The 25,501-nt window shown below is 54.1% G+C and carries 25 protein-coding genes and 1 riboswitch; all 25 genes read right to left on the minus strand.

Features of this window, described 5'->3' with window-relative positions:
- Positions 1 to 13: 13 nt before the first annotated feature.
- Positions 14 to 1,411, minus strand: coding sequence for a F0F1 ATP synthase subunit beta (gene atpD / locus MKX51_RS28820; RefSeq protein ID WP_076084533.1), 1,398 nt, complete (start codon positions 1,409 to 1,411; stop codon positions 14 to 16).
- 53 nt (positions 1,412 to 1,464) lie between these two features.
- Positions 1,465 to 2,334 carry an ATP synthase F1 subunit gamma gene (gene atpG, locus MKX51_RS28825; protein WP_076084536.1) on the minus strand — a complete coding sequence of 290 codons (870 nt, stop codon included), beginning with the start codon at positions 2,332 to 2,334 and terminating at the stop codon, positions 1,465 to 1,467.
- Positions 2,335 to 2,444: 110 nt separating this feature from the next.
- Complete coding sequence (atpA, locus tag MKX51_RS28830; RefSeq protein ID WP_036721723.1) at positions 2,445 to 3,956, minus strand: F0F1 ATP synthase subunit alpha; 1,512 nt, start codon at positions 3,954 to 3,956, stop codon at positions 2,445 to 2,447.
- 11 nt (positions 3,957 to 3,967) lie between these two features.
- Positions 3,968 to 4,519 carry a F0F1 ATP synthase subunit delta gene (locus MKX51_RS28835; protein ID WP_340994729.1) on the minus strand — a complete coding sequence of 184 codons (552 nt, stop codon included), beginning with the start codon at positions 4,517 to 4,519 and terminating at the stop codon, positions 3,968 to 3,970.
- Positions 4,516 to 5,004: a F0F1 ATP synthase subunit B gene (gene atpF / locus MKX51_RS28840; protein ID WP_036721727.1), complete on the minus strand. Its 489-nt coding sequence runs from the start codon at positions 5,002 to 5,004 to the stop codon at positions 4,516 to 4,518. Before atpF ends, MKX51_RS28835 begins: the two co-directional genes overlap by 4 nt.
- Positions 5,005 to 5,101: 97 nt before the next feature.
- Positions 5,102 to 5,314: a F0F1 ATP synthase subunit C gene (gene atpE, locus MKX51_RS28845; RefSeq protein ID WP_036699216.1), complete on the minus strand. Its 213-nt coding sequence runs from the start codon at positions 5,312 to 5,314 to the stop codon at positions 5,102 to 5,104.
- A 106-nt stretch (positions 5,315 to 5,420) separates the two neighbouring features.
- A complete protein-coding gene (gene atpB / locus MKX51_RS28850) occupies positions 5,421 to 6,188 on the minus strand; it encodes a F0F1 ATP synthase subunit A (protein WP_340994730.1) in 768 nt (255 codons plus the stop codon).
- Positions 6,189 to 6,217: 29 nt separating this feature from the next.
- Complete coding sequence (locus MKX51_RS28855; RefSeq protein ID WP_036699219.1) at positions 6,218 to 6,595, minus strand: ATP synthase subunit I; 378 nt, start codon at positions 6,593 to 6,595, stop codon at positions 6,218 to 6,220.
- Entirely contained in the window at positions 6,588 to 6,821 is a 234-nt protein-coding gene (locus MKX51_RS28860; RefSeq protein WP_209868447.1) for an ATPase F0F1, read from the minus strand. The genes MKX51_RS28855 and MKX51_RS28860 overlap by 8 nt, the downstream gene beginning before the upstream one ends.
- Before the next feature lie 164 nt (positions 6,822 to 6,985).
- Entirely contained in the window at positions 6,986 to 8,161 is a 1,176-nt protein-coding gene (gene wecB / locus MKX51_RS28865) for a non-hydrolyzing UDP-N-acetylglucosamine 2-epimerase (RefSeq protein ID WP_340994731.1), read from the minus strand.
- A gap of 64 nt (positions 8,162 to 8,225) precedes the next feature.
- A complete protein-coding gene (upp, locus tag MKX51_RS28870) occupies positions 8,226 to 8,855 on the minus strand; it encodes a uracil phosphoribosyltransferase (RefSeq protein WP_036721735.1) in 630 nt (209 codons plus the stop codon).
- Positions 8,856 to 9,266: 411 nt separating this feature from the next.
- Positions 9,267 to 10,514, minus strand: a complete 1,248-nt coding sequence (glyA, locus tag MKX51_RS28875) for a serine hydroxymethyltransferase (RefSeq protein ID WP_340994732.1) — start codon at positions 10,512 to 10,514, stop codon at positions 9,267 to 9,269.
- A gap of 58 nt (positions 10,515 to 10,572) precedes the next feature.
- A complete protein-coding gene (locus MKX51_RS28880; RefSeq protein ID WP_340946823.1) occupies positions 10,573 to 11,178 on the minus strand; it encodes a TIGR01440 family protein in 606 nt (201 codons plus the stop codon).
- 137 nt (positions 11,179 to 11,315) lie between these two features.
- Positions 11,316 to 11,399, minus strand: a riboswitch (ZMP/ZTP riboswitch).
- Positions 11,400 to 11,448: 49 nt separating this feature from the next.
- A complete protein-coding gene (locus tag MKX51_RS28885; RefSeq protein WP_340994733.1) occupies positions 11,449 to 12,036 on the minus strand; it encodes a low molecular weight protein arginine phosphatase in 588 nt (195 codons plus the stop codon).
- A 75-nt stretch (positions 12,037 to 12,111) separates the two neighbouring features.
- A complete protein-coding gene (locus MKX51_RS28890) occupies positions 12,112 to 12,708 on the minus strand; it encodes a manganese efflux pump MntP (protein ID WP_340946540.1) in 597 nt (198 codons plus the stop codon).
- A 327-nt stretch (positions 12,709 to 13,035) separates the two neighbouring features.
- Positions 13,036 to 14,310: an L-threonylcarbamoyladenylate synthase gene (locus MKX51_RS28895; RefSeq protein ID WP_445322039.1), complete on the minus strand. Its 1,275-nt coding sequence runs from the start codon at positions 14,308 to 14,310 to the stop codon at positions 13,036 to 13,038.
- A 102-nt stretch (positions 14,311 to 14,412) separates the two neighbouring features.
- The gene (locus tag MKX51_RS28900) at positions 14,413 to 14,580 is read right to left on the minus strand and encodes a hypothetical protein (protein ID WP_340994736.1); all 168 of its coding nucleotides are present in this window, start codon (positions 14,578 to 14,580) and stop codon (positions 14,413 to 14,415) included.
- Positions 14,581 to 14,836: 256 nt separating this feature from the next.
- Positions 14,837 to 15,595, minus strand: coding sequence for a stage II sporulation protein R (gene spoIIR, locus MKX51_RS28905; protein ID WP_445322087.1), 759 nt, complete (start codon positions 15,593 to 15,595; stop codon positions 14,837 to 14,839).
- A 139-nt stretch (positions 15,596 to 15,734) separates the two neighbouring features.
- On the minus strand, positions 15,735 to 16,931 hold the full coding sequence (locus MKX51_RS28910; protein WP_340946535.1) for an FtsW/RodA/SpoVE family cell cycle protein: 1,197 nt from the start codon (positions 16,929 to 16,931) through the stop codon (positions 15,735 to 15,737).
- A 336-nt stretch (positions 16,932 to 17,267) separates the two neighbouring features.
- Positions 17,268 to 18,461: an FtsW/RodA/SpoVE family cell cycle protein gene (locus MKX51_RS28915; protein WP_340946533.1), complete on the minus strand. Its 1,194-nt coding sequence runs from the start codon at positions 18,459 to 18,461 to the stop codon at positions 17,268 to 17,270.
- 608 nt (positions 18,462 to 19,069) lie between these two features.
- Positions 19,070 to 20,215, minus strand: a complete 1,146-nt coding sequence (locus tag MKX51_RS28920) for a N5-glutamine methyltransferase family protein (protein WP_340994738.1) — start codon at positions 20,213 to 20,215, stop codon at positions 19,070 to 19,072.
- A gap of 4 nt (positions 20,216 to 20,219) precedes the next feature.
- Positions 20,220 to 21,287: a peptide chain release factor 1 gene (gene prfA / locus MKX51_RS28925; RefSeq protein ID WP_340946530.1), complete on the minus strand. Its 1,068-nt coding sequence runs from the start codon at positions 21,285 to 21,287 to the stop codon at positions 20,220 to 20,222.
- Between the two features lie 286 nt (positions 21,288 to 21,573).
- Positions 21,574 to 22,674: a redox-regulated ATPase YchF gene (ychF, locus tag MKX51_RS28930; RefSeq protein ID WP_036726185.1), complete on the minus strand. Its 1,101-nt coding sequence runs from the start codon at positions 22,672 to 22,674 to the stop codon at positions 21,574 to 21,576.
- 573 nt (positions 22,675 to 23,247) lie between these two features.
- On the minus strand, positions 23,248 to 23,721 hold the full coding sequence (locus MKX51_RS28935; protein WP_340994739.1) for a GNAT family N-acetyltransferase: 474 nt from the start codon (positions 23,719 to 23,721) through the stop codon (positions 23,248 to 23,250).
- A gap of 44 nt (positions 23,722 to 23,765) precedes the next feature.
- Positions 23,766 to 24,911 (minus strand): type 2 isopentenyl-diphosphate Delta-isomerase, encoded by a 1,146-nt coding sequence (gene fni / locus MKX51_RS28940; protein WP_340994740.1) that lies wholly within the window; start codon positions 24,909 to 24,911, stop codon positions 23,766 to 23,768.
- Between the last annotated feature and the right edge of the window lie 590 nt (positions 24,912 to 25,501).

A 25,501-nucleotide genomic window follows, 5' to 3' on the forward strand; every position in this document is an offset into this window, starting at 1 on the left:
AGCATGCTTAGGGTTACAACGTTTTCGCTTTTTCCACGGCTTCTTCAATCGTGCCTACGAACAGGAACGCTACTTCCGGAAGATCATCGTGCTTACCTTCCAGGATTTCCTTGAAGCTGCGTACGGTTTCTTTGATCGGCACGTATTTGCCCTTGAAGCCGGTGAACTGCTCTGCTACGTGGAACGGCTGGGACAGGAAGCGCTCAACCTTACGGGCGCGGGCTACAATGACCTTATCCTCTTCACTCAGCTCATCCATACCGAGGATGGCAATGATATCCTGAAGCTCGGTATAACGCTGCAGCAGCTGCTTAACGCCTTGTGCCACGTTATAGTGCTCTTCGCCGACGATTTCCGGTGCCAGCATCCGCGAGCTGGAAGCCAGCGGGTCAACCGCAGGGAAAATCCCTTTTTCGGAGATTTTACGCTCCAGGTTGGTCGTTGCATCCAAGTGGGCAAACGCCGTAGCCGGTGCAGGGTCAGTATAGTCATCCGCAGGCACGTAGATCGCCTGGATGGATGTAACAGAGCCTTTCTTCGTGGACGTAATCCGTTCCTGCAGCTGACCCATTTCTGTAGCCAGTGTAGGCTGGTAACCTACCGCAGAAGGCATCCGGCCGAGCAGGGCCGATACTTCGGAACCCGCCTGGGTGAAGCGGAAGATGTTATCGATAAAGAGCAGCGTATCGCGGCCTTCCACATCACGGAAATATTCCGCCATGGTCAGACCGGTCAGTGCTACGCGCAGACGCGCGCCCGGAGGCTCATTCATTTGTCCGAAGACCATCGCCGTTTTCTTGATAACGCCGGAATCGGTCATTTCGTGATAGAGGTCATTCCCCTCACGTGTCCGCTCGCCAACGCCGGCGAATACGGAGATCCCGCCGTGCTCCTGTGCGATGTTGTTGATCAATTCCTGAATGGTTACTGTTTTACCTACGCCGGCACCGCCGAACAGGCCGATTTTACCGCCCTTGGCATAAGGGGCCAGCAAGTCGATAACCTTAATCCCGGTCTCCAGAACCTCTGCCTGAGTTGACAACTCATCAAAGGTAGGAGCCAGACGGTGAATCGGGTTTCTTGCCGCCACCACTTCAGCACCGTTATCGATTGGATTACCAAGTACGTTAAATACGCGGCCCAGTGTTGCTTCACCGACAGGAACCGAGATCGGCACTCCCTGGTCAATAGCGTCAATCCCGCGCACCAGTCCATCTGTAGAGGACATGGCGATACAACGCACCAGGTTATCTCCAAGATGATTGGAAACTTCAAGAGTCAGATCCATGCTGCGGCCATCGCTGAGGCTCGCAACAATTTTGATGGCGTTGAATATCTGGGGCAACTGGCCGCGTTCAAATTCAATATCGACAACCGGACCCATAATGCTCACAACGCGTCCTTTGTTCATCTTCATTTCCCTCCTCGAAAGCTGTTACATATGGACCTTGAGGCCCACTCATATTAAGACTGCGCGTTCGCACCAGCCACGATCTCGGTAATTTCTTGCGTAATGGCCGCCTGACGGGCACGGTTGTACGTAAGTCTAAGTTCTCCGATCATTTTTGACGCGTTCTTCGTTGCACTGCCCATCGCTGTCATCTTGGCTCCCAGCTCGCTGGCCTTGCCGTTCAGAAGAGCACCATAGATTAAAGTTTCGGCATATTTCGGAAGCAGAACCTCCAGCACGCCTGCAGGTGAAGGCTCATATTCATAAGCAGCAGATGCTCCGTGATGCCCGCCTTCCCCAACGCCTTCCATAGGCAGAAGTCTGTCTACAGTCGGAACCTGGCTGATCGCATTAACGAACCGGTTGTAGCAAATGTAGATCTCATCATAGACGCCTGTCTCGAACTGGTTAACCGCCGAATAGGCAATCGACTTGATGTCGGCAAATTTCGGGGTATCGGACAGCTCGGTGATTTCTTCTACAATGGGATATTCACGGCGCCGCAAAAAGTCACGGCCTTTGCGCCCGATCACAAACAGCGCATACTCATCCTTGGACTTATGGCGTTCTGCGATCAGCATCGTTACTTTACGCAGAATATTCGCATTGTAGCCGCCGGCAAGACCTCTGTCCGAGGTGATGATCAGATAACCTGTTTTTTTGACAGGCCGGCTGACCAGCATCGGGTGCTGGAGATCCTGCGTACCGGCAGCAATACTCGAGACGACCTCTTTCAGCTTCTCTGAATACGGACGGGCTGCTTCCGCCTTCTCCTGCGCCTTGCGCAGCTTGGATGCAGCGACCATCTCCATCGCTTTGGTGATCTGTCTGGTGTTCTGAACGCTCTTAATTTGACGTTTAATATCGCGCATGCTTCTTGCCATGATTTCACCACCTCTGAGCTTTGACGTAGTCAAAGCTAACTTCGTAAGCATAAGCTGAGCTCTGGCGTACCAAAGCTAACCTCGTAAGCATAAACGGTAGACTCTATATATTAGCTTGTAGCAAAGCCTCTTTTGAATTTCTCGATGGCATCCTTGAGCGCTGCTTCGTTGTCTGCTGTCAGATCCTTGGTATCCGCGATGGATTTCAGGATTTCAGTTGCACTGCTGTCGATAAAGGCCAAGAATTCCTTCTCGAAACGCTTAACGTCCTTGACAGGAATATCATCCAGATGTCCTTTGACAGCGGTGTACAGACTAAGCACTTGATGCTCAACGCTAAGCGGCTGGTTCACGCCCTGCTTCAGAATCTCCATCATACGCGCACCGCGGTTCAGACGGGCCTGCGTTGATTTGTCCAGATCGGAGCCGAACTGGGAGAAGGCTTGAAGCTCACGGTATTGAGCCAGATCCAGACGCAGGGAACCGGCGACCTTCTTCATGGCTTTGATCTGTGCGGAGCCCCCTACACGGGATACGGAGATACCTACGTTGATTGCCGGACGCTGGCCGGAGTTGAACAAGTCGGATTCAAGGAAGATTTGGCCGTCTGTGATCGAAATTACGTTCGTTGGAATGTAAGCCGATACGTCAGAAGCCTGTGTTTCGATGAATGGCAGCGCGGTTAATGAACCACCACCAAGCGCATCGCTAAGCTTGGCCGCACGTTCCAGCAGACGGGAGTGCAGGTAGAATACGTCACCAGGGAAGGCTTCACGGCCCGGTGGACGGCGGAGCAGCAGGGACAATTCGCGGTAAGCCGAAGCCTGCTTCGAAAGGTCATCATAGATTACAAGCACATGCTCGCCCTTGTACATGAAGTATTCGCCCATAGCGCAGCCTGCGTACGGAGCAATATAGAGCAGCGGAGAAGGCTCGGAAGCCGACGCGGTTACAACGATAGTGTAATCCAGCGCGCCATGACGGCGGAGGGTTTCTACTACCTGTGCAACAGTAGATTGTTTTTGTCCGATAGCAACATAGATACACTTCATCCCGTTGCCCTTCTGGTTGATAATCGCATCAATTGCGATGGCTGTCTTACCTGTCTGACGGTCACCAATGATGAGCTCGCGTTGTCCGCGGCCGATTGGCACCATGGCATCGATTGCTTTTAGACCCGTCTGCATCGGTTCGTGTACCGACTTACGGTCGATAACCCCCGGCGCGTTATGTTCAACCGGACGGAATTCTGTAGTAGCGATCGGTCCCTTGCCGTCAAGCGGCTGGCCCAGTGCATTCACCACGCGGCCCAGCATGGCTTCGCCAACCGGAACCTGCATGATCTGGCCGGTACGTTTAACCTGATCGCCTTCGCGGATCTCTTTGTATTCACCCAGAATAACAACACCGACGTTGCTTTCTTCCAGGTTAAGCGCCATGCCCACTACCCCGTTGGAGAACTCCAGCAGTTCCCCTGCCATTGCGTTTTCCAGACCGTAGACACGGGCGATACCGTCGCCGACTTGAATGACGGTGCCAATTTCGGCCACTTCGATATCGGCTTTATATTGCTCAATTTGACTTTTGATCAAAGTGCTGATCTCTTCAGGTCTGATGCCCAATATCCTCACCCCTATCTTCTTTGCTTATCATTAAAGGATTTCTCAAGACGCGTAAGCTTACCAGACAGACTTCCGTCATACAGCGTATCGCCGATGACGACCTTCAGTCCGCCGAGCAGGCTTGTATCGACCACATTGGTTACACGAATCTTACGGCCAGTAAGCTGGCTGAATTCAGCCGCAACACTATCCTGTTCAGCTTGATTCAGGGAATAAGCGGAATAGACAGTAGCGTAGCCAATGCCAAGAGCATCCCCTTCAATCTTGATATACTTGGCAAGCAACTCTTCGAAAATATCGGTTCTGCCCCGCTCTACCAATAGCTCTACCGTGTTCATAACCGCTTCCGAGACTTTACCTTGAAGTGTCGCGCGCAGCACATTCAGCTTGTCGGATTGCGAAATGCGGGGTGCCAGGATAAACCGTTTCACCTCTGCATCATTATGAAGCACTTCGACCACTAATTTGAGCTGTTCCTCCACTTGAAGCGTAATGCCTTCATCCACCGCTACACTGTACAAGGCTTTGGCATAGCGCCCGGCAACTACCGTGTCGCGGCTCATGATCGGCCTCCTACCTCTTTGAGGTATTGATCAACAAGCTGTTCCTGCTCGCCGTCAGCTGCAACTTCCTTCTCAAGCAGCTTCGAGGCAATGCGGACCGAGGCTGTGCCCAGCTCGCTGCGCAGCGCTTCTACCGCTTTGTTCTTCTCGTTCTCAATGTCACGGACCGCTTCGTCTTTCAGACGGCTCGCTTCCACATGGGCCTGCTCAAGAATCTTGTCAACCTGGTTGTTGCTGGTAGCCTGGGACTGCTGAATGATAGCCTGTGCCTCTTGGCGTGCCTGCTGCAGGGCCTGCTTCTGCTCTTCTACATAAGCGACCGCCTGCTCTCTGGTCTTGGCTGCTTCATCCATTTGCTGCAGCACCATTTCGCGGCGCTTCTCCATAATTCCGAACAGCTTGCTGAAGGCAAATTTGCTGAGCAGGAAGTATAGAATTACAAAAGCAGCAATAGAAAACACTATATTGGTCCAAATGATATCCACTGAGGTCACTCCCTTCCGTTACCGCGGCTTGCGGACATATACAAAAGTAAGGCGCGGATGGCACTTGCCCTCCCCGCCAAACCGTAAAAACGGTTTATTAAGTAAACATGATCAGGAACGCGATAACTGTAGCGGCCAAAGGAATAACTTCCACGATACCTACACCGATAAACATTGTTGTCTGCAGTGCGTTACGTGCTTCCGGCTGACGGGCGATAGATTCCACCGTCTTGCTGACGATCATACCATTACCCAGACCTGCGCCGAGTGCGCCCAAACCAACCGCGATTGCTGCTGCTAAAAATTCCATTTGTAAATATCCTCCTTTAATTTCGGTTCTTTTTGTAATGTCTTAATAATATAAAATCTCCCGCGAAGAGTGTTCCGGCAGCTGCCGCTATCCTCACGGCAGCTTATTAATGCGCTTCTTCCTCGTGGATCGTCATCTGTGCGATGTAGACCATCGTCAGAATCGTAAAGATAAAGGCCTGAAGCGCCCCGACAAAGATACTGAAGCCCTGCCAGATGGCCAGGAACGGAATACTGAACAGTCCCAGCTTCAGAATGACGGTAATCAGAACTTCACCGGCAAAGATGTTAGCGAATAGACGGATGGCAAGCGCCACCGGCTTCGCCAGATTCTCAATGATGTTCAGCGGCAAGAAAATTGGAAACGGCTCAATATAATGTTTGAAATAATGCTTGCCGTTCAGCTTGATGCCCAGGTAGTTCATGAGTACAAACACAACGATCGCAAGTCCTGCGGTTACGTTAATGTCTGCAGTCGGCGATTTGTACCACAGAATCTCAGCATGCGCGCCATCGGCCAGGTTCTTGGTTGCTTCAATAACATGTCCAAAAATATAGACCGGCTTATCAGCTTCTGTAATGAAGGAAAACGGCAGACCAAGGAGATTGGAGACGAAGATAAACAGTATCAGCGTCAATCCCAGTGATATGTAAGGCTTTCCCTTCTTCAAATCCATGGCGCTGCTGATCAGTCCCTGTACAAATTCGACCACCCATTCCATAAAATTCTGGAGCTTGGATGGATTCTCAACCGACAGGTTGCGGACGGACAGCATGACCAGTACGAACACAATCACCGAGCTGATTACCAGCATCAGCACAGCAGACAGGTCAATCGGTATTCCGCCAACATAGATTAAAGGCATTTCGTGCATAGTATCATCCCCCTTTCTCGTTAGTATGGCTACAGCTTATTCTTGATTCCTAGATATATCCCCACGGGAATAGCCAGAAGCTGGGGGATGAACAGGCCGATAATCGTTGCCTCCAGCGAGAAATGCTCATATTTGACTGAGAACATGGTCACCAGAATTCCAAAACTGATTCTTGTAGCAAAACCAAGGCTGAAGGAGCTTTTCCCTTGCTTCGCCACCGCTGCTGTCACTCTTCTGACCTTAAGGGCCAGATAACGGAAATTAACCAGTCCTGCCAGCAAGCCGAGTGTCATTCCCAGAGTAACTGCACGGGTCTCATGATGGAGAGCCCACCCCATTACCAATCCTGCCATAATGATTACTGTCACCCTGGTGACGATATTGATTACGGGAGTCATATTATCCATTTTGCTCCCCCAAAAAATTTTTGATTAGCAAAGCAACATTCACAACTCCGAGAATCAACCCGGTAATTGTTCCGATAGCCAGCCAAAAGGCAGGTCCGTCCATCAGATTGCGCAGCCACTTTGCCACAAAAAAGCCTATTACAATGTAAGCGGCGAGCAAGCTGCCCGCACCCCCGAGTACTAGAGCCGTACGCCCCAGTCCAGGCTCATTCTTTGGTTCCTTCATAGGCTACAATCCCAACTAATTTTACTGAATATCCAGACTCTTTGTCAATTCACAGAAAATTGCCCAAAATCGCATGAAAATATGAAAATAATCACAGCAAAATACACCAAAACCATATAAACCGTACAGTTTAACTGTATGCTGCTTTTATTAACGTTAGTATATTAGTTGTCTTGCCCTGTTTTATCATTTGTGAACATTGTGTGAAATTCTTCCGGACGTTCTTGAACAGCTCCGAAATGGTGCAAAATCGCATTGACAATCCTCTCGGAGGCTTTGCCGTCTCCATACGGGTTGGCGGCCCGGCTCATCGACTCATACAGGTTCTGATCAGTTAAAAGAGCATGTGTCCGTTGATACACCTTCTCCTCGTCCGTTCCCACAAGCTCCAGTGTTCCGGCCTCGATCCCTTCCGGGCGCTCGGTTGTATCACGCAGCACAAGCACAGGAACTCCAAAGGAGGGAGCTTCCTCCTGCAGGCCGCCGGAATCGGTCAATATCAGGTGGGTATGCGGATAAAAGTTATGCAGGTCAACGACATCCAGCGGATCAATCAGCTTGATTCTAGGGTGTCCGCCGAGGATCTCATGCGCCGGTTCCTTGACTGCCGGACTCGGGTGCACGGGATACACAATGGCTACATCTTCAAATTCATCAGCGATTCTTTTGACTGCACGGAAAATATGACGGTGCGGTTCGCCTTGGGATTCTCTGCGGTGCGCCGTCATCAAAATAAGTCTTTTTCCTGAAGCAAAATCAAGGACCGGATGCCGGTAGTCCGGCTGTACGGTATATTGAAACACATCAGTTACGGTATTGCCTGTGATATAAATACTTGATTCTTTTTTGTTCTCGTGTCTCAGGTTGCCCGCTGACCAATGAGTCGGAGCAAAATGCAGATCAGCAAGCACGCCTGTCAGCTGACGGTTCATTTCTTCCGGATAAGGCGAAAGCTTGTTCCATGTCCGAAGACCTGCTTCCACATGCCCAACCTGAATCTGCTGCAGGAAAGACGCATAGCTGGCCAGGAAGGTGGTCAGGGTATCGCCATGTACAAGCACGAGGTCCGGCTTCACTTCGCGGAGCACCGGCTCCAGGCCTTCGAGCACCCGGATCGTGATCTCATTGAGCGTCTGGCGGTCCTTCATTACGTCCAGATCATAATCCGGGGTAATCTTGAACACCTCAAGCACCTGATCCAGCAGCTCCCGGTGCTGCGCAGTTACACAAACAATCGATTCAATCTGCTCAGGATGTCTGTTCAGCTCCAGAACCAGAGGCGCCATCTTGATTGCCTCGGGGCGCACTCCGAAAATCGTCATTACTTTAATTTTGGACATAAGCCCTTCCCTCTCTTCTGAAAACTGCAGTCTATTGTGTTCGTTCTATTATTATCTGTGCTTCTTACTTGGTTCCGTACAGTCTGTCCCCGGCATCTCCGAGTCCCGGAACGATATATCCGTGATCATTCAAATGATCGTCAAGCGCCGCAACATAGATATCCACATCCGGATGAGCAGCTTGTACAGCCGCAACACCTTCCGGGGCAGCAATCAGGTTCATCATCTTGATCTGGGTGCAGCCGCGGTTCTTGAGCGAGGTAATCGCCGCAATGGCAGAGCCGCCTGTAGCCAACATAGGATCGATTACGATCAGCTCACGTTCCTGGACATCCGTAGGAAGCTTAATGTAGTACTCCACCGGCTGCAGGGTGTCCGGATCACGGAACAGGCCTACATGACCTACCTTCGCCGCAGGAAGCAGCTTAAGAACACCTTCCAGCATGCCAAGACCGGCGCGCAGAATCGGAATCAGTCCGAGCATTCTTCCCGAAATCACCTTACTCTGCGTTTCCTGCACTGGCGTCTGCACCGTAATGGTCTCCAGCGGGATATCACGTGTAATCTCATAAGCCATAAGTGTTGCTACTTCATCGACATGCTCCCTGAAGTCTTTTGTGTTGGTCCGCACATCGCGAATGAATGTCAATTTGTGCTGAATCAATGGATGATCGCAAATCACCAATTTTCCCATGTTGTCCCTCCGGTAATTGTAAGTCTTATTTATAGCCAAAGTAAGCGCTGTGCTTCTCAGGTGGCTAAATCCTATCTATTATATCATCACCAAGGCCGCTTTTCACCTACAGATAGACAAATCCGCAGGTCCCCCCGCTTACTGTAAATTCCCAGCCCATGGAAGCTTAAGGCAATATAGCCACCTCTCTGGATATAAAACAAAGTTTAGTTTGTACGATTAAGCGCTTTTAATACTATTCACAGTTCTTTCACTACTTTTATTGAAAATTCCATGAACTTTCATGTAACTTTCAGTATAATTCACACGTTTTCTTGGCAGCCATTTGTGAACATTATGTAACAGCAAAAAAAGCCCTTGCGTAAATCCGGCGGAACCAGATACGCAAAGGCGATGTTAGAGAGACTCAGATTAATACTGCAATCCAGGGTAAATCGGATATTGTTCAGTCAGCTTAGCTACCTCACGGGCTGCCTGGGTCAAGTTAGCTTCATCCTGCGGGTTCTTCAGGACAGTAGCAATAATCCGGCCGATCGTAACCATAGCCTGCTCATCCATTCCGCGTGACGTAACTGCCGGTGTACCGATGCGGATACCGCTGGTGACGAACGGGCTGGTCGGGTCAAACGGAATTGCGTTCTTGTTGACTGTAATTCCGATGGAGTCGAGCACCTTCTCAGCATCCTTGCCGGTAATGTTCAGGTTGCGGGTATCGAGCAGGATCAGATGGTTATCGGTTCCGCCGGATACAATATTAATCCCTTCGCCGACAAGGGTCTCCGCCAGCACCTTGGCATTCTTAATTACGTTCTCGGCATAAGTCTTGAATGAAGGCTGCAGCGCTTCGCCGAACGATACGGCTTTGGACGCAATCACATGCATCAAAGGTCCGCCCTGGGAACCAGGGAAGACCGCTTTATCAATCGCGGCAGCCCATGGCTGTCTGCACAGAATCATCCCGCCGCGCGGACCGCGCAGGGTTTTGTGCGTAGTTGTAGTGACGAAGTGGGCATGAGGAACCGGATTCGGGTGAAGACCGGCAGCTACCAGACCGGCAATATGAGCCATATCGACCATGAACAGAGCGCCCACATCATTTGCAATCGAACCGAGTGCAGCAAAATCAATCGTACGCGGATACGCGCTCGCACCGGCAACGATCATTTTGGGACGGTGCTTGAAGGCGGCTTTGCGCACTTCATCATAATCGATCAGGAAGGAATCCTCCTGTACGCCATAGGCCACGAAGTTATACAGAATTCCGGAAGCATTCACCGGGCTGCCGTGGGTCAAATGGCCGCCATGCGCCAGATTCATACCGAGAACGGTATCGCCGGGCTTGAGCGCAGCCAGATATACAGCCATATTAGCCTGTGCGCCGGAATGAGGCTGCACGTTGGCATGCTCGGCACCGAACAGCTCCTTGGCACGGTCACGGGCCAGGTTCTCTACGATATCCACATCTTCACAGCCGCCGTAGTAACGCTTGCCGGGATAACCTTCGGCGTATTTGTTCGTAAGCACGGAGCCCATAGCCTCCATGACGGCTTCACTTACAATATTCTCTGAGGCAATAAGTTCAATGTTCGCACGCTGACGGCTCAGTTCGAGGCCCATCGCTTCCAGTACTGCCGGGTCACTTTTACGCAATTGTTCCATGTTTCTAATTTCCTCCCTGTAACTCTGATTTATGTGGTGTTAGTTAAACCCTCTCACTTCAGTCACAATTCACGGAACCGCTAGTCTCAGGCGTGCGGTACACGGCCCGTTCCCCGCCGATCAGCGGCGGTCTGCTCCATGCGGCATTTACCCGGGCAGCCCCGATAACCCGCAGGCTAGGCCGGTAAGGTACGGCAATCCGGCGCAGATGCATGCCAATCAGGGTCTCCCCGATATCTATACCGGCATGAGCTTCAATCGTCTCTGCCAGTACCGGATCTGTCATGGACTGGTAGGCCGCTGCAGCCATAGAGCCTCCGGCCCCCGGAATGGGTACAGCCGACACCTCTCTGAGACCAAGGGCTTCCAGCAGAGCGCGTTCCATCACGAGCGAACGGTTCAAATGCTCGCAGCATTGATAGACCGGGTGAAAACCAAATTCATCCGCAATCTGCGTAATCCCCTCCAGCAGCTGCCGCGCAACCTCCAGCGCACCGCCTGTCCCAATCCGCTTGCCCGCCACTTCGCTGGTGCTGGCTCCGACGACCAGGATCTTCCCCGGACCGAGCTTGCCCGCTACTGCAAGTTCACGCGTTACCGCAGCAGTGGCTGCGGCCAAAGAAAGCTCCCCGCCGCCCGTTAGCTGCTGCTCTGCAGCCGCCATACCGGATAAGCGATCCTCCCCTGACTTTTGCTTCAGGACTTCCTCCATCTTACCGCCCCCTTCAACCGTTTCTGATTTCAATGGAGATGCAACTTTTAAACAAAAAAGAGCAGTCCGCAGGTTGAACTGCGGATGTGCTCTTTTGCCCAGGCGACCGGCCGTTTATTCCAGGTGCTCCATCGTGGTTTCATCCACACTCGTCGCCAGTTACACCGGAACCGGATCATATTTATTACATCTTAAGGGATTGGCGGCAAAAAATCAACCACTTCAAAGCCGTCTCAGCGATTCAAGCTTATCGAGCAGACCATACAGCGCCGTACGGATCTCGGCAGCCGCCAGCTCGTAATCTTCACGCGAGCCGCCGAACGGATCACTGATATCGAAGCTGGGGATACGCTGGCGGATCTCAATCATCCGCTGCATAGCCGCAGCATCCGGCTCGGTGCCCAGGGCCAGATTCAGCTCTGCATCTGCATACAAGCTGTCCAGCTCCCGGATATCGGCGTTCACGGATTCCTGCGTCTGGACATACTCCTTAAGGGTATGGGTCTTGGGTACCGCTTCAGGAAAATATTGCAGCAAGCGCCGCTTATGCGCTCCTGTCAGGGTGAGGATCAGATCGGCCCAAGCCACTGCCTCCCCGTCCAGCTGAGAGGATACGATGCGGTCCTGAATCCCTTCATCCTGGAGAATGCCGGCAGCATGTCTGGATATGGAAGTACCCGGGACAGCAGAAACTCCGGCAGACCGCACCTCCACATGAATGCCCCGCTCCTTCGCAAGCTTCCGCAGAAGCCCTTCGGCCATGGGACTACGGCAGGTATTACCTGTGCAGACAAATAAAATATGCAGCAACCTTTCCACCTCCGGTAAACATTATAATTTCGGTATGAAGCAAGCTTAAAAATTATGGGTATTGCCGTTATTGTATCAAAAGATGAACATCAAGCCAAACGCCAGGAGAATGGCTCCGCCCAGCGCTTCCCCGTACTCTCCGAGGCCGCGGCTCACCCGCCTGCCCAGCAGCAGCCCTGTAATGGACATGACACCGCCGCAGGCACCGAAGGCCAGCACGGTTAGAATAATACTATTCACAAACATCCCCAGCGAAACCCCGACCGAGAAAGAATCCACACTTACACTGAGCGAGATCAGCAGCATGCCCCACACTGTCCGGTGATCCATCTGCCGGCTGCTGCCGCCGTCTTCCTGGCGGAAGGAATTGAACACCATATGTCCGCCCAGCAGAACAAGCAGGCCTCCGGCAGCATAGGTGGTAACCTGTCCCAGCAAATGGCCGACATAGCTGCCCGTGAACAAGCCCAGCAGCGGCATCAGCACATGAAAAAAAGCAATCAGCAGGCTAAGCTGCAGCACATGCAGCAGACGGATGCCCCTCATCCCGATGCCCACGCCAAGCGAGAACGCATCCATCCCCAGCGCAACTGCCATAATGGCCACTGTTACTATCTGGCCCCAGCCCCCATGTATTCCGCCCCAGCCCCCAACCATTCCGTCCCAGCCCATGAATAGCCCTCCACCCTGAGTCCGTAAGTTCTTGTACAACAACGATATGCGGACAAGATGGTATTCATGACTGCGGGGTGTATGGCAGGAACTGGAGATTCTGGCTTGTCACGGACTGAGAAGCCGTTATTTTTGAGAATAACCACTTTTGCGCGGGCTAACGGACTCCCATGCGCTTATCTGCTGACTTCCACCCCAAAATGAGCTGGCGGAGAGGAAATAAGCGCATTACAGTCCTTTAGGCCTGGAAAATGGGCTAATATGAGAAAATAACGGCATTACGGTCCGCAAGGCCATCCGGAATGAACGGGGGATAATAATTCGGCGTTATTCTGCGTCGATCACCGAATCACCGGCGGCTTTCATCAGCCGGTTCATGATGGCTGCGCCGAGGCCCGTGACCGGGCAGGCCTCGGCCAGAATGTACGTGGCCCCCGCTTCATCGAAGCGCCGCAAGGCGGCATACAGGAAGCGGGCGGCCTCCTCCGGCGAGGACAGCGAGCCGAGAGACACCGTGCAGGCGGCCGGGTCGGCGGGATACAGGGCCCTATGCTCCTCGAAGAGGAGCAGGCCCGTGATCTCGCCCGCCCGCTGCGCCGCCTGCAGCAGCCCTGCGGCGGTCTCCGCCACGCGCTGCGCGGAGGAGCCGCGTACGATGCCAAGCGCGCCGCGCGGGGCATAGTGCGTGTACTTCATGCCCGGCGCGCGCGGCGCCGGGCTGCTGCCGGCGGCCGCCTGCGCAGCAGCGCCGGCTTCGCCGCCGGGCACGGCTGCCGGCGGCACAGGCACGGACCCGCCGCCGGATGCACCGGCAGGCGTGTCCGCCCCGGCGGCCGGCTCCGCTGCGGCCGCTTCAGTGCCGGTCACCGCTGCGAGCTGCTCGGCGGTGATGCCCCCGGGACGGAGCACGGCTACCGTCCCGTCCGGCTGCACCTGCACCACGGTCGACTCCAGGCCGACCCCGGCCGCGCCGCCGTCCAGCACCCCGCCGATATATCCGGCGAGGTCTTCCAGCACATGGGCGGCCAGCGTCGGACTCGGCCGCCCGGAGCGGTTGGCGCTGGGCGCGGCAACCGGACAATCCGCCGCCCGCAGCAGCGCAAGCGCCACCGGATGATCCGGCATGCGCACGCCAACCGTGTCCAGGCCCGCCGTCACCAGCGGCGAGAGAACGCCGGGACGCACCGGCAGCACCAGCGTCAGCGGGCCGGGCCAGAACGCATCGATCAGCGCCTCGGCCACCGGATGCACCTCCGTCACCAGGCGACCGAGATCCTCCCGCCGGGCAATATGCACGATCAGCGGGTTATCCGAAGGACGGCCTTTGGCTGCGAATACCGCTTCTACCGCTGCAGTATTCCGCGCATCTGCGCCCAGTCCGTACACCGTCTCCGTCGGAAAGGCCACCGTCTCCCCGCTCCGCAGCAGCGCTGCCGCTTCCGAGATCATGTCCAGATCACTCCCGCCCGGCTGCCAACCGGCAGAGCTACCCGATCCGCCATCCCTTCCCTCCTTGCCGGAAACGAGGCTCCAGTACAGGGTAGATTCTATATGACCGCTGCGGCGCTGGGCCGCAAACGGTGAATGCTTATCCTCTGTCATCTATCATCACTAGCTTTCTGATTGAATTATTACGCAAGTGGAAACGGCTTTGCCGTCCTTTATTATAGCGCGAAGCATATAAATTCTTATCTTTGCACAAAGTCATCCTGACGGATGAATAGGATTACCTTCACGCCAGTACAATGTATGCTGTTTTTCACATACATTTGGTCCATACGCCTGCATGGTAGCCAATGTATGCTGTTTTTGGCATACATTTGGGCCATACTCCTTCACGCCAGCATAGTATATGCTGTTTTTCATATACATTCGGGCATGCACCTCCTATATCAGCACAATGTATGCTGTTTTTCACATACATTTGGTCCATAAGACCCTGTGCCAGCTTATTGCATTCGGTTTTAGGAAGCTTGTCCACAACAGGAGGAATCTATAGTTTACTATACGGCCAAAAACGGCCCCCTCAGGTGGAGCCGCTTCTGCTCAAGTGCTGCAATCATCGTACCATATCCGGCGCAAAAACTGTAGAATCCAATCTGCGTCTACACTATGCTTCTCAGTACATTCAGGCGAACAACCCGCAGATCCAGCTCCAGATATTCTTCAGCAGCTCCCACACGAAGAACTTCACCTTCGGTGTCTCTGCAGCATCACCCGCGTTTCCTTCCTTGTTAGCAGAATCCGAGAGACCGGATACTGCCCCTTGCGCTGTTCCAGCCGCAGCCTTCACCTTCGCACCGTCTCCCGAAGCCTTGGCTGAGACCTTAGCCGCATCCTTGGCCCCCGCCTTCGCAGCAGCCGGTTCTGCAGCCGCAGCATCCCCTGTTCCCGCATCGATGAAGCAGAGCGGCGGAAACAGCACACACCACCAGTTCTGCCCTTTGCCTGCTCCAAGTGTGACCCGGACGGCCTCGTATTCTCCGGCAGGATAGACCCGGCCGCCATACATTTTGGTCGGAAAAGGAACCGTGCCCAGCTCCACCTGATAGCCGTATTCAATCCCGCGCTGCGCCAGCTCTCTGCCCACCAGCTCATTCAGCTCCGGCAGATGATTACGGATCAGGGCACGGGCCTGCTCCAGGCTCTGCGGATCTTCCAGCCCGGCCACCCACTGGTTGATCTGCTTCACGATCCGGTCACGAATCTGGCGCTTGACCAGCTGATCCCCGGTGCCGTCCGAATTCGCCAGAATACGCAGACGGATTGACTCCTGCGGGATCGATACCTCCGCTACGGCGGCATCGCTTTTTTGCCCTTCCCAGGCCATCATCAGAATCATAAAAAAACAAATTAAAATGGCAGTATACTTAAAGGTAATCCGCAGGGAATCCCCTCGCTCCAGCTTAACATCCTCCATCTTCCGCAGCCCCTCTCCCTCTGAACCTCTTATGTTCCCAGTATGTCCAGGAATGAGAGACTGCAAACCTAGTAATCTATTATTCATGAAGTAGGGACGGAAGCACCTAGTTTTTGGACAAAAGGGATTTGCCCTTCGTGTCCGGCTGCGGCAGCGGGAGATCGTCCTCCACATCCTGCCCGTAGAGCCTTACACTCATCGCAATCCCCATACAGGCCATATTAATCAGCAGCGAGGTTCCGCCGTAGCTGATGAACGGCAGAGTAATGCCGGTCAGCGGCATCAGTCCGGTCATCGCTCCGATATTCTCCAGAATCTGATACAGCAGCATTGCCACGATCCCGACTATCAGCAGCGGCCCGCCGCGGTCCCTGCATTCCAAGGCAATCAGGATTAATCTGTGGATCAGGATAAAAAAGAGCATCAGCAGCGCCGCTGCACCCAGGAAGCCGAATTCTTCCCCAATCTGCACAAAAATCGATTCCGAATACAGATACGGCACACGGTTGCTCTGTACGGAGCTGCCCTGCAAATAGCCTTCTCCCTTCAAGCCTCCGGAGCCAATCGCCGTCTGGGCATTTTTCGTCTGATAGCTAGCAGTGCTGCTGGCCAGCTCAGGCACCAGCCAAGGGTCAAACCGGCTGACGAAGTGATCACGGCCCAGCGTTTTCTCAATAAAATCAACCGTCTGCTCGTGATAGTTGATATAACACAAGATGAAGCCCAGAATCGCCCCGCCCGCGATGATCAGCCCGATCAGCGCATGCGAGAATTTGATACGCCCGATCCATAGCAGGCCAAGCAGGATTACGATATAACTGAGCGCATTGCCCAGATCATTCTGGACGATGACCAGCGCGCAGGGCATGAATGCAATCAGACCCAGCGGCACGACATCGCGCCAGAACTGGAGCCGGGTTTTATTTTTGCGGACAAGCACGGTGGTCAGAAAAATAATCAGAATCAGCTTGAACAGCTCCGCCGGCTGAATACTTAAATCTCCAATACCAATCCAGCCCTGGGCACCGTTCTTCACCTTGCCGAAAAAGCTGACCGACAGCAGAATCCCGATCCCGGCGATGTAAATATAGAGTCCATACCGCACCAGCAGGCGGTAATCGAACAGGGTGATCAGGATAAACGCGATAAACCCCAGCGCATAATATTTCAGCATGGTGATATGCATACCATCCAGGCCGTCTCTTCCATGAGTCACGCTATAAATGGAGAAGATACAGATCCCCATCAGCACAATCAAAATCAGCACAATGCTGCCGTCTATTCTTTTGATTCTCTGCAACATAAGGATAACCCCTCAACCTCTCCGGATTAGGAATCCGCCCGCTGTAGCCATCCCAGGCTGCAATCCACTAATTTCCATTGTAATGCAATTGGGAGCATTTATTCAATTTTTCTATTTCTGCATAGCTGACCCACATCCCCCACCCTCTAGGCACAACAAAATCACCCTGCGGGTGAACGATGCTAATGCCTCTCTCACCGGCCGCTTTTAAGGAGAAAATCATAATTTCCTAAACCGCAAAAAAAATACCGGAACCCTTCGTTAACGAAGAATTTCGGTATGGATGAAGCAGCATCCAGCCCCCCTAAAGGCGCGGGCTTTACTATTCTTAATAAGTTAGCTTCTTTTGGCGGGGGCGGCGGAAGAATACAGTGCAGGACTCGGCAGATCCTCCTCCACCTCTTGCCCATGCAGACGCACGCTCATTACAAGCCCTATGCTCGCCATATTGATCAGCAGTGAGGTTCCCCCGAAGCTGATGAACGGCAGCGTAATCCCGGTCAGCGGCATCAGGCCCAGGAAGGCCCCGATATTCTCAAAGATCTGGTACAGCAGCATCGCCACCACCCCGACGATCAGGAATGGTCCGCCCCTATCCTTGCACTCCAGTGCAATTAGTATCATCCGGTGAATGAGGATAAAGTACAGCAGCAGCACCAGCGCCGACCCGACAAAGCCGTATTCCTCCGCAATCTGTACAAAAATGGAGTCCGAATAGGTGTATGGCACACGGTCAGTCTGCACCGAGCTGCCTGTCATATAGCCTTCACCGCTCATGCCGCCGGAGGCGATGGCCATTTTGGCGTTCTTCGTATGGTAGATCGCCTTGGCCGTTGCCTTATCCGGCACCAGCCACGGGTCGAAGCGCTCGATCCAGTGCGAGCGTTTGATATCTACCAGGAAATCCTTAATTTCATCGTGATAATGAATATAGCTCATAATTCCGGCAGCCGCAGAGCCGCCTATAACCAGCAGCCCGATCAGCGCATGGGTGAATTTAATATTGCCGATCCACAGGAGACCGATCAGAATAACGATGTACGAGAGCGCATTCCCCAGGTCATTCTGGCTGATTACGATGACAAACGGCATGAGACTGAATAATCCCAGCGGAACCACATCACGCCAGAACAGCAGCTTATTTTTATTCTTGCGTACAAGCACAGCTGCCAGGAACAGAATCAGAATCAGCTTGAACAGCTCCGCCGGCTGAAGACTGAAGCTTTCGCCGAACTTGATCCACCCTTGTGCGCCGTTCTGCTCTGTACCGATGAAGCTGACCATTACCAGAATGCCAATCCCCGTGATGTAGACATATAACGCATATTTTACAAGCAGGCGGTAATCCACGAACGTCAGCCCGATAAAGGCAACAAAGCCCACGATATAGAATTTGATCATCTTAATATGCGACCCGTCCAGCCTCTCACGCCCGTGGGTCACACTATATATGGAGAAAATGCTGACCACCATCAGCAGCACAAGAATCACCAGGATAACGCCGTCAATCTTCTTAATCTTCTGAAGCATATTCTGTCTCCTTACTCAGTACTGGTTCTTCCCGTTCTTGTCCCCTGGCAGCCGCCCAGGCAGAAGTTCCGTCCTGTCTATTGTAAAGGAAGGGACCGCCTAAATACAATTTACCAAAGATTGGGGCTCGTCTGCTTCGCCCGAGGAGATTGTGCTTGCGCGTACGCTCCCAATGCCCTCACGCGCCCCTCGCTTTCCCAGCCATTCAGCGATAGGCATATCTACTCCGCCCCTCGTTCTCCCGGCCATTCAGTAATAAGTGTATTTTGTGCAATTAAAAGTAGTAAAAATGATGGTTTTCCTCTTCTAATTGTAGTCTGTACAACTAAATTTGTTTGATTACGGGAACATCGGGTGCGGAGGGAAATTTAAGTGTACGTTATACAGTTAAACAGATTATGGATGGAATATTAGATAATTTAGTTGTACAAAGTGCATTTAGCGCAGCGATTGCAGCTTAATGGGGCACGGCAAATCTTCAGCAGGCTATTTGTTAAAATTAGACTCGAAGCATGGCCGTCACTGCGGTGAAAACTGGACTTCCAACCGCAACAGCAGCGCCGCTCCTTCTAAAAATGACGCCGCACCAGACGGTTACACCGGCCCGGCTACGTCCGTCCCCGGCGGGCTATCCCGAGCACATGCCGGGGAATCCCGGCGAGATCATCGATGGTGATGATCTCGTCCCAATGTCCGGCTGCCCGCAGCAGTCCGGCTACCTGCTCGGCCTGCCCCTGGCCGAGCTCGAAGCCGACCAGGCGCGGCGGAGCCGGGAGCAGCGGCAGCTGCTCCATCATGCGGCGGTACGGGTCCAGCCCGTCCCCGCCGCCGTCCAGTGCCGTGCGCGGCTCATGATCGCGCACCTCGCGCTGCAGCCCGGCGATGTCGCCGCCGGGGATGTACGGCGGGTTGGAGACGAGGATATCCGTCTCCAGCCCCGCGAACGGCTCGAGCAGATCGCCGAGCCGCAGGTCCACCGCCGTGCCGTGCCGCTGCGCATTGCGCCGGGCCACGGCCAGCGCGCCGGGCGAGATATCGCCAGCGCAGACCCGCCACGCCGGCGCTTCCGCCGCCAGCGTGACGGAGATGGCTCCGCTGCCGGCGCCGATATCGACGGCGGTCAGCGGCCGTGCGGCGCCGGCTGCGCCTGTGCCGCTCTCCCGGCGGGCGGCGATGCGGCCCGCCGGGCTGTGGGCGGCTGCTTCATCCGCAGCCGCCATAGCTTCCGGTGCGGCTTCGCCCCGCACCCCGCCGACCTCGCCGCCCGCTGCTTGTCCCTGCTCGTCTCCTCCAGCTTCCGGTGCGGCTTCGCCCCGCACCGTGCCGCCCTGATCGCCCGCTGTCATATCCAGCGTGCATCCATCGGCCGCCACCATTCCGTCCGGCCACAGCTCCGCGCCGTACTTCAGAATCGCCTCGACGAGCAGCTCCGTCTCCGGGCGGGGGATCAGCACATCGGGCGTGACCTCGAAGGCCCGGCCGTAGAACTCCTGCTCGCCGGTGATGTATTGCACCGGTTCTCCCGCCGCCCGGCGGGTCACCAGCGCTTCCCATTCGGCCTTGCGCGCCAGCGGGAACGGATCAGCCAAGGCCATGTAATACGCCGCCCCGGACAAGCCCAGCACATGCTCCAGCAGGAGCTGGCTGCTGCGCTGCGGCTCCGTAAGGCCGTGTCCGGCCAAAAAAGAAGAAGCCTCCGCAAAGGCTTCCCGGATGCTTTGCACGTCAGGCATGACATAAGAGTCGTGTTTCAAAGCATTATTCTCCTTTTTCCATCAATTCTGCTTGTTCCGCAATTGACAGTGCCGAGATAATCTCGGTAATATCCCCGTTCATCACCTGATCCAGACGGTGGAGGGTTAAGCCGATCCGGTGATCCGTCACACGGCTCTGCGGGAAGTTGTAGGTACGGATACGCTCACTGCGGTCACCGGTTCCCACCTTGCTTTTACGTTCTCCGGAATACTTCGCTTCCTCTTCCTGCCGCTTCAAATCCGAGATCCGGGTACGCAGCACCTTCAGCGCCTTATCCTTATTGGAGTTCTGGGACTTGCCGTCCTGGCAGGTAGCCACGATCCCCGTAGGTACGTGGGTTACACGTACTGCTGATTTGGTCGTGTTAACGGACTGTCCGCCCGCGCCGCTCGAACAGAAGGTATCGACACGGATATCCTTGTCATGAATCTCGATTTCGAAATCTTCCGCTTCCGGCATTACGGCCACGGTAGAGGTAGAGGTATGGATACGTCCGCCGGATTCTGTGGTAGGGATGCGCTGCACACGGTGTGCGCCGCTTTCGAATTTCATTTTGCTGTAAGCGCCGCGCCCGGTAATTTGGAAGATGACTTCCTTGAAGCCACCGAGATCATTCGTGTTCACATCCATCAGCTCTACGCGCCAGCCCTGGGTATCGGCATAACGGGTATACATCCGGTAGAGGTCAGAGGCGAACAAGGCCGCTTCGTCCCCTCCGGCTGCGCCGCGGATTTCCACGATTACGTTCTTGTCGTCGTTAGGGTCCTTAGGCAGCAGGAGCAGACGAATCTTCTCCTCAAGAACGGCCTGACGCTCGGACAGGTCATCGATTTCCATCTTGACCATTTCTTTCATTTCATCATCAAGCTTCTCGGCCTGCATCATCTTCGCGGCTTCAAGCTCTTCCATTACGTTCTTATATTCGCTATACGCCTCGAAGGCGGGCTGCAAGTCGGATTGTTCTTTGGAATAGTCCCTCAGTTTCTTACTGTCGCTTGCAACATCCGGGTCACATAGCAGTTCACTGAGTTTCTCATAGCGGTCCGCCAGGGATTGCAATCGGTCCAACAAGGGAATTCACCTCTCCTGATTCAAATTCTTCGTTCATTATTACTTTAAATTGTTGCTACAACTGAAGTAGATATACGACTTTATATTATACCACCACAAGCCTCAATTGGCTACAGTACATGCGGCGGGCCGGGGATTTTTTTAAATTAAGATTCTGTATGATCTTATGATGTTGAGCCTCCGGCCAGCTTATACACCGGCACCGAGTCCGAATGACGCAAAGAAACCATCCAGCAAGCAAGTACCTCTACTCCTGAATGGCCTCTCTATAACAAGCGAAAAGTATCTATACGTTGAACCGGAAATGCATAACGTCGCCGTCCTGCACCAGATATTCCTTGCCTTCCAGACGCAGCTGCCCGCGTTCCTTGGCACCGTTCATTGAACCTGCCGCCACCAGATCGGTGTAAGCCACAACCTCCGCACGGATAAAACCGCGCTCGAAATCAGTGTGAATCACGCCCGCTGCTCCAGGGGCCTTAGTGCCCTTGCGGATAGTCCAGGCACGAACCTCTTGAACACCCGCAGTGAAATAAGTGTACAGACCCAGCAGCTTGTAAGCCGCTTTGATCAGACGGTTAAGCCCGGATTCCTGCAGACCCAGCTCCTCCAGGAACATCGCCTTGTCTTCGCCTTCCAGCTCTGCAATCTCCGCTTCCACCTTGGCACTAATCGGCACGACTTCAGCATTCTCGGCTGCTGCGAATTCACGGACCTGCTGCACATAAGGATTCTCCTCGGCAGTCGCCACTTCATCCTCGCCCACATTCGCCGCATACAGCACCGGCTTCAGCGTGAGCAGGTGAAGATCACGCACGATCTGGCGCTCATCGTCAGACAACTCCAGACTGCGTGCAGGCTGGTCCTGATACAGGGCTTCCTTTACGCGCTCCAGTACTTCTACTTCCTGGGCGTATTTCTTGTCGCCGCCCTTGATATTTTTGCGGGAACGCTCAATCCGCTTCTCCACGCTCTCCAGGTCGGCCAGAATCAGCTCCAGGTTAATCGTCTGGATGTCGCTGATCGGATTCACCTTGCCGTCCACATGGGTCACGTTCTCATCGACGAAGCAGCGCACCACATGAACAATGGCATCCACCTCGCGGATATGGGCCAGGAACTTGTTGCCCAAGCCTTCGCCCTTGCTCGCACCGCGCACCAGTCCGGCAATATCGACGAATTCAAAAGCGGTCGGAACCGTCTTGTTCGGCTGTACCAGCTCCACCAGCTTATCCAGACGTTCGTCCGGTACTTCTACAACCCCGACGTTCGGGTCGATGGTGCAGAACGGATAGTTGGCGGATTCTGCGCCCGCTTGTGTAATTGCATTGAATAATGTCGATTTGCCTACGTTGGGAAGTCCAACGATACCTGCTTTCAAAGCCATTTATATGACAACTCCTATTTTCGGTTGGTTTGATCACCGCATGAAATCCCGAACTGATCTCAAACCATTATATATTAGAACAAATTCTCCAGCAACAGCGGATGTCAAGGGCGGGCAGCCAAACTCATCTTACCGGGTAAAAAATATTTACTTGGCGCTGCCCGTTGTGGTCGGTTTATCAATTACATTTGGCCTACACAGCGCTTCTGCTCCTATTGTGGTCGGTTTTTCGACTACATCCAGCCTACACGGCGCGTCCGCTCCAATTGTAATCGGTTTTCCGACTACATCCAGCCTACACGGCGCGTCCGCTCCAATTGTGGTCGGTTTTTCGACTACATCCAGCCTACACGGCGCGTCCGCTCCAATTGTAATCGGTTTTTCGACTACAATTCGACTACACGTTGCGCTAGTCCCATTTTTTTCGTTTTTCCGTGAATCCTTGGCTCACATACCGCCGCACTTACTCCCGAACACTGCCCCTTATGCAAAAAGACTCCTTGAGGAGTCCAGTTACTTCGGCTGGTGCTGTGCAGAACCTTATGCCGCCTGGTGCTACTTTCCGCCTGCGGCCTACAGCGTCTTGGACATTGTGATGTCTGTAACCTGGAAGCCCATTTTCTTGTATAGCCCGAAGGCGCGTTCGTTATGCCCAAAGACATGCAGGCCGATCTTGGCCGCCTTCAGCTTCTTAGCTTCTTCATCCAGCAGGAGCAGTGTCTGCTTGCCATATCCCTGGCCCTGGAACGGCTCAAAGATATAAATGTCATAAATGAACGCCTCCCGCACCCCCCGGTTCTCGGTCACGTTGAACCACAGATAACCGGCTTGAGTCCCCGAAGTCTCCTCTACTACCGAATAGAAATAAGCTCCCGCCGTATTGAGGCCTTGCGGCAGGTAGCGATTCATCGATTCCTGGGCCTGCGCTAACGCTGTATCTGCATCCCAGGCACCGGCTTGTACTTTCTCTTCTGCGTAGTCGCGGGTTGATTGCTTCAAGAACGACTGAAACGCAGTTTCGTCCATCGGGACCAATGTAATCGTCATTTGGATACCTTCCTTCGGTTCTGATTATAAAAGCAAGCCTGACGTCAGCGCCGGACCAGACGCGGCGTTCCGCGCAGTGCGTCAAGGTCCGGTGCACCGATGCCGAACATCACTGTCCGCAGCTCCAGCTCTACCTGGGCCAGCGCCTGATCCAGCGCCTCCTCGGAGCTGACGGCCGGACCCAGCAGCCCCCGTCCGAAGCCTGCCAGATCAGCGCCAAGGGCCAGCGCCTTGGCGGCATCGACGCCGTGCTTCAGTCCGCCGCTGCCGATCAATGCCCCGCGCGGGGAGACCGCGCGGACCTCGGCAATGCACTCCGCCGTGGGAATCCCCCAGTCGGCGAAGGCCTCCGCAGCCGCACGCCGTACCGGATCAATGCTGCGGAACTTCTCCACCTGGCTCCACGAAGTGCCGCCTGCTCCGGCAACATCAATGAAGGCAGCACCCGCCTGATACAGCCGGGCAGCCGTATCGCCGTCAATCCCCCAGCCGACCTCCTTGATCCCCACTGGAATCTCAAGGCTCCGGCACAATGCCTCTATCCGCTGCAGCAGGGAACCGAAGCCGGTGTCACCCTCGGGCTGGAATACCTCCTGCAGCCCGTTCAGATGGAGAACCAGCCAGTCCGCTCCGGCAATCTCAACCGCCCGGCGGCATTCTTCTACCCCGAAGCCGTAAGCGAGCTGCACGGCTCCGACATTGGCAATGACCGGAATTGTGGGTGCATTGGCCCGCACATGGAAGGTAGCCGCCAGCTCCGCGCGTTCTACAGCCGCGCGCACCGAGCCGACGCCAAGCGCCCAGCCCCGGCGCTCCGCCGCTTCGGCCAGCCGCTCATTGATCTTCCCTGTAGCCGTGCTCCCCCCGGTCATGGAGCTGATCAGCAGCGGGGTACGCAGCGTACGGCCTAAGAACTCAGTACCCAGTGAGATGGTATCGTAATCCAGCTCCGGCAGCGCGTTATGGCGGAACCGGTACTGCTCGAACCCGGTTGTAATTCCGCTGCCTGCCACATCTTCATTCAGGCAGAGCCGCACATGCTCAATCTTCCGTTCCCCGGTTCTGGAGTCGGGCAGCAGAGATTTATGTCCGGAAGGACCTGAGCCTGCTGTCTGCTGCCCTTGCTGGACATATGTGCCTAACTGCTCCACAGCGCTCTGCGGCACACCGTTTCGCGGCATATCATTCATGCTGTCTTCCTCCGTTTCTGCTGCACTATTTCTCAAACTATAACAACATCACCCTACGGAGAATGTATGCTGTTTTTCGCATACATTCGGCCATGTGCCTGTGTGCGAGCACAATGTATGCTGTTTTTCACATACATTCCGCCATACGCCCGCCTGCGAGCACAATGTATACTCTTTTCCACATACATTCCGCCATACGCCTGCCTGCGAGCACAATGAATACTGTTTTCCACATACATTCCGCCATATACCCGCCTGCGAGCACAATGTATACTGTTTTCCACATACATTCCGCCATACGCCTGCCTGCGAGCACAATCTATGCTGTTTTCCACATACATTCCGCCATACGCCTGCCTGCGAGTACAATGAATACTGTTTTTCACATACATTCCGCCATACGCCTGCCTGCGAGTACAATGAATACTGTTTTCCACATACATTCCGCCATATACCCGCCTGCGAGCACAATCTATACTGTTTTTCACATACATTCGAGCCATAAGCCTACCTGCGAGCACAATGTATACTCTTTTTCACATACATTCGGCCATACGCCTGCCTGCGAGTACAATGAATACTGTTTTCCA

Source organism: Paenibacillus sp. FSL M7-0420, assembly GCF_038002345.1.
GTDB lineage: Bacteria > Bacillota > Bacilli > Paenibacillales > Paenibacillaceae > Paenibacillus_AQ.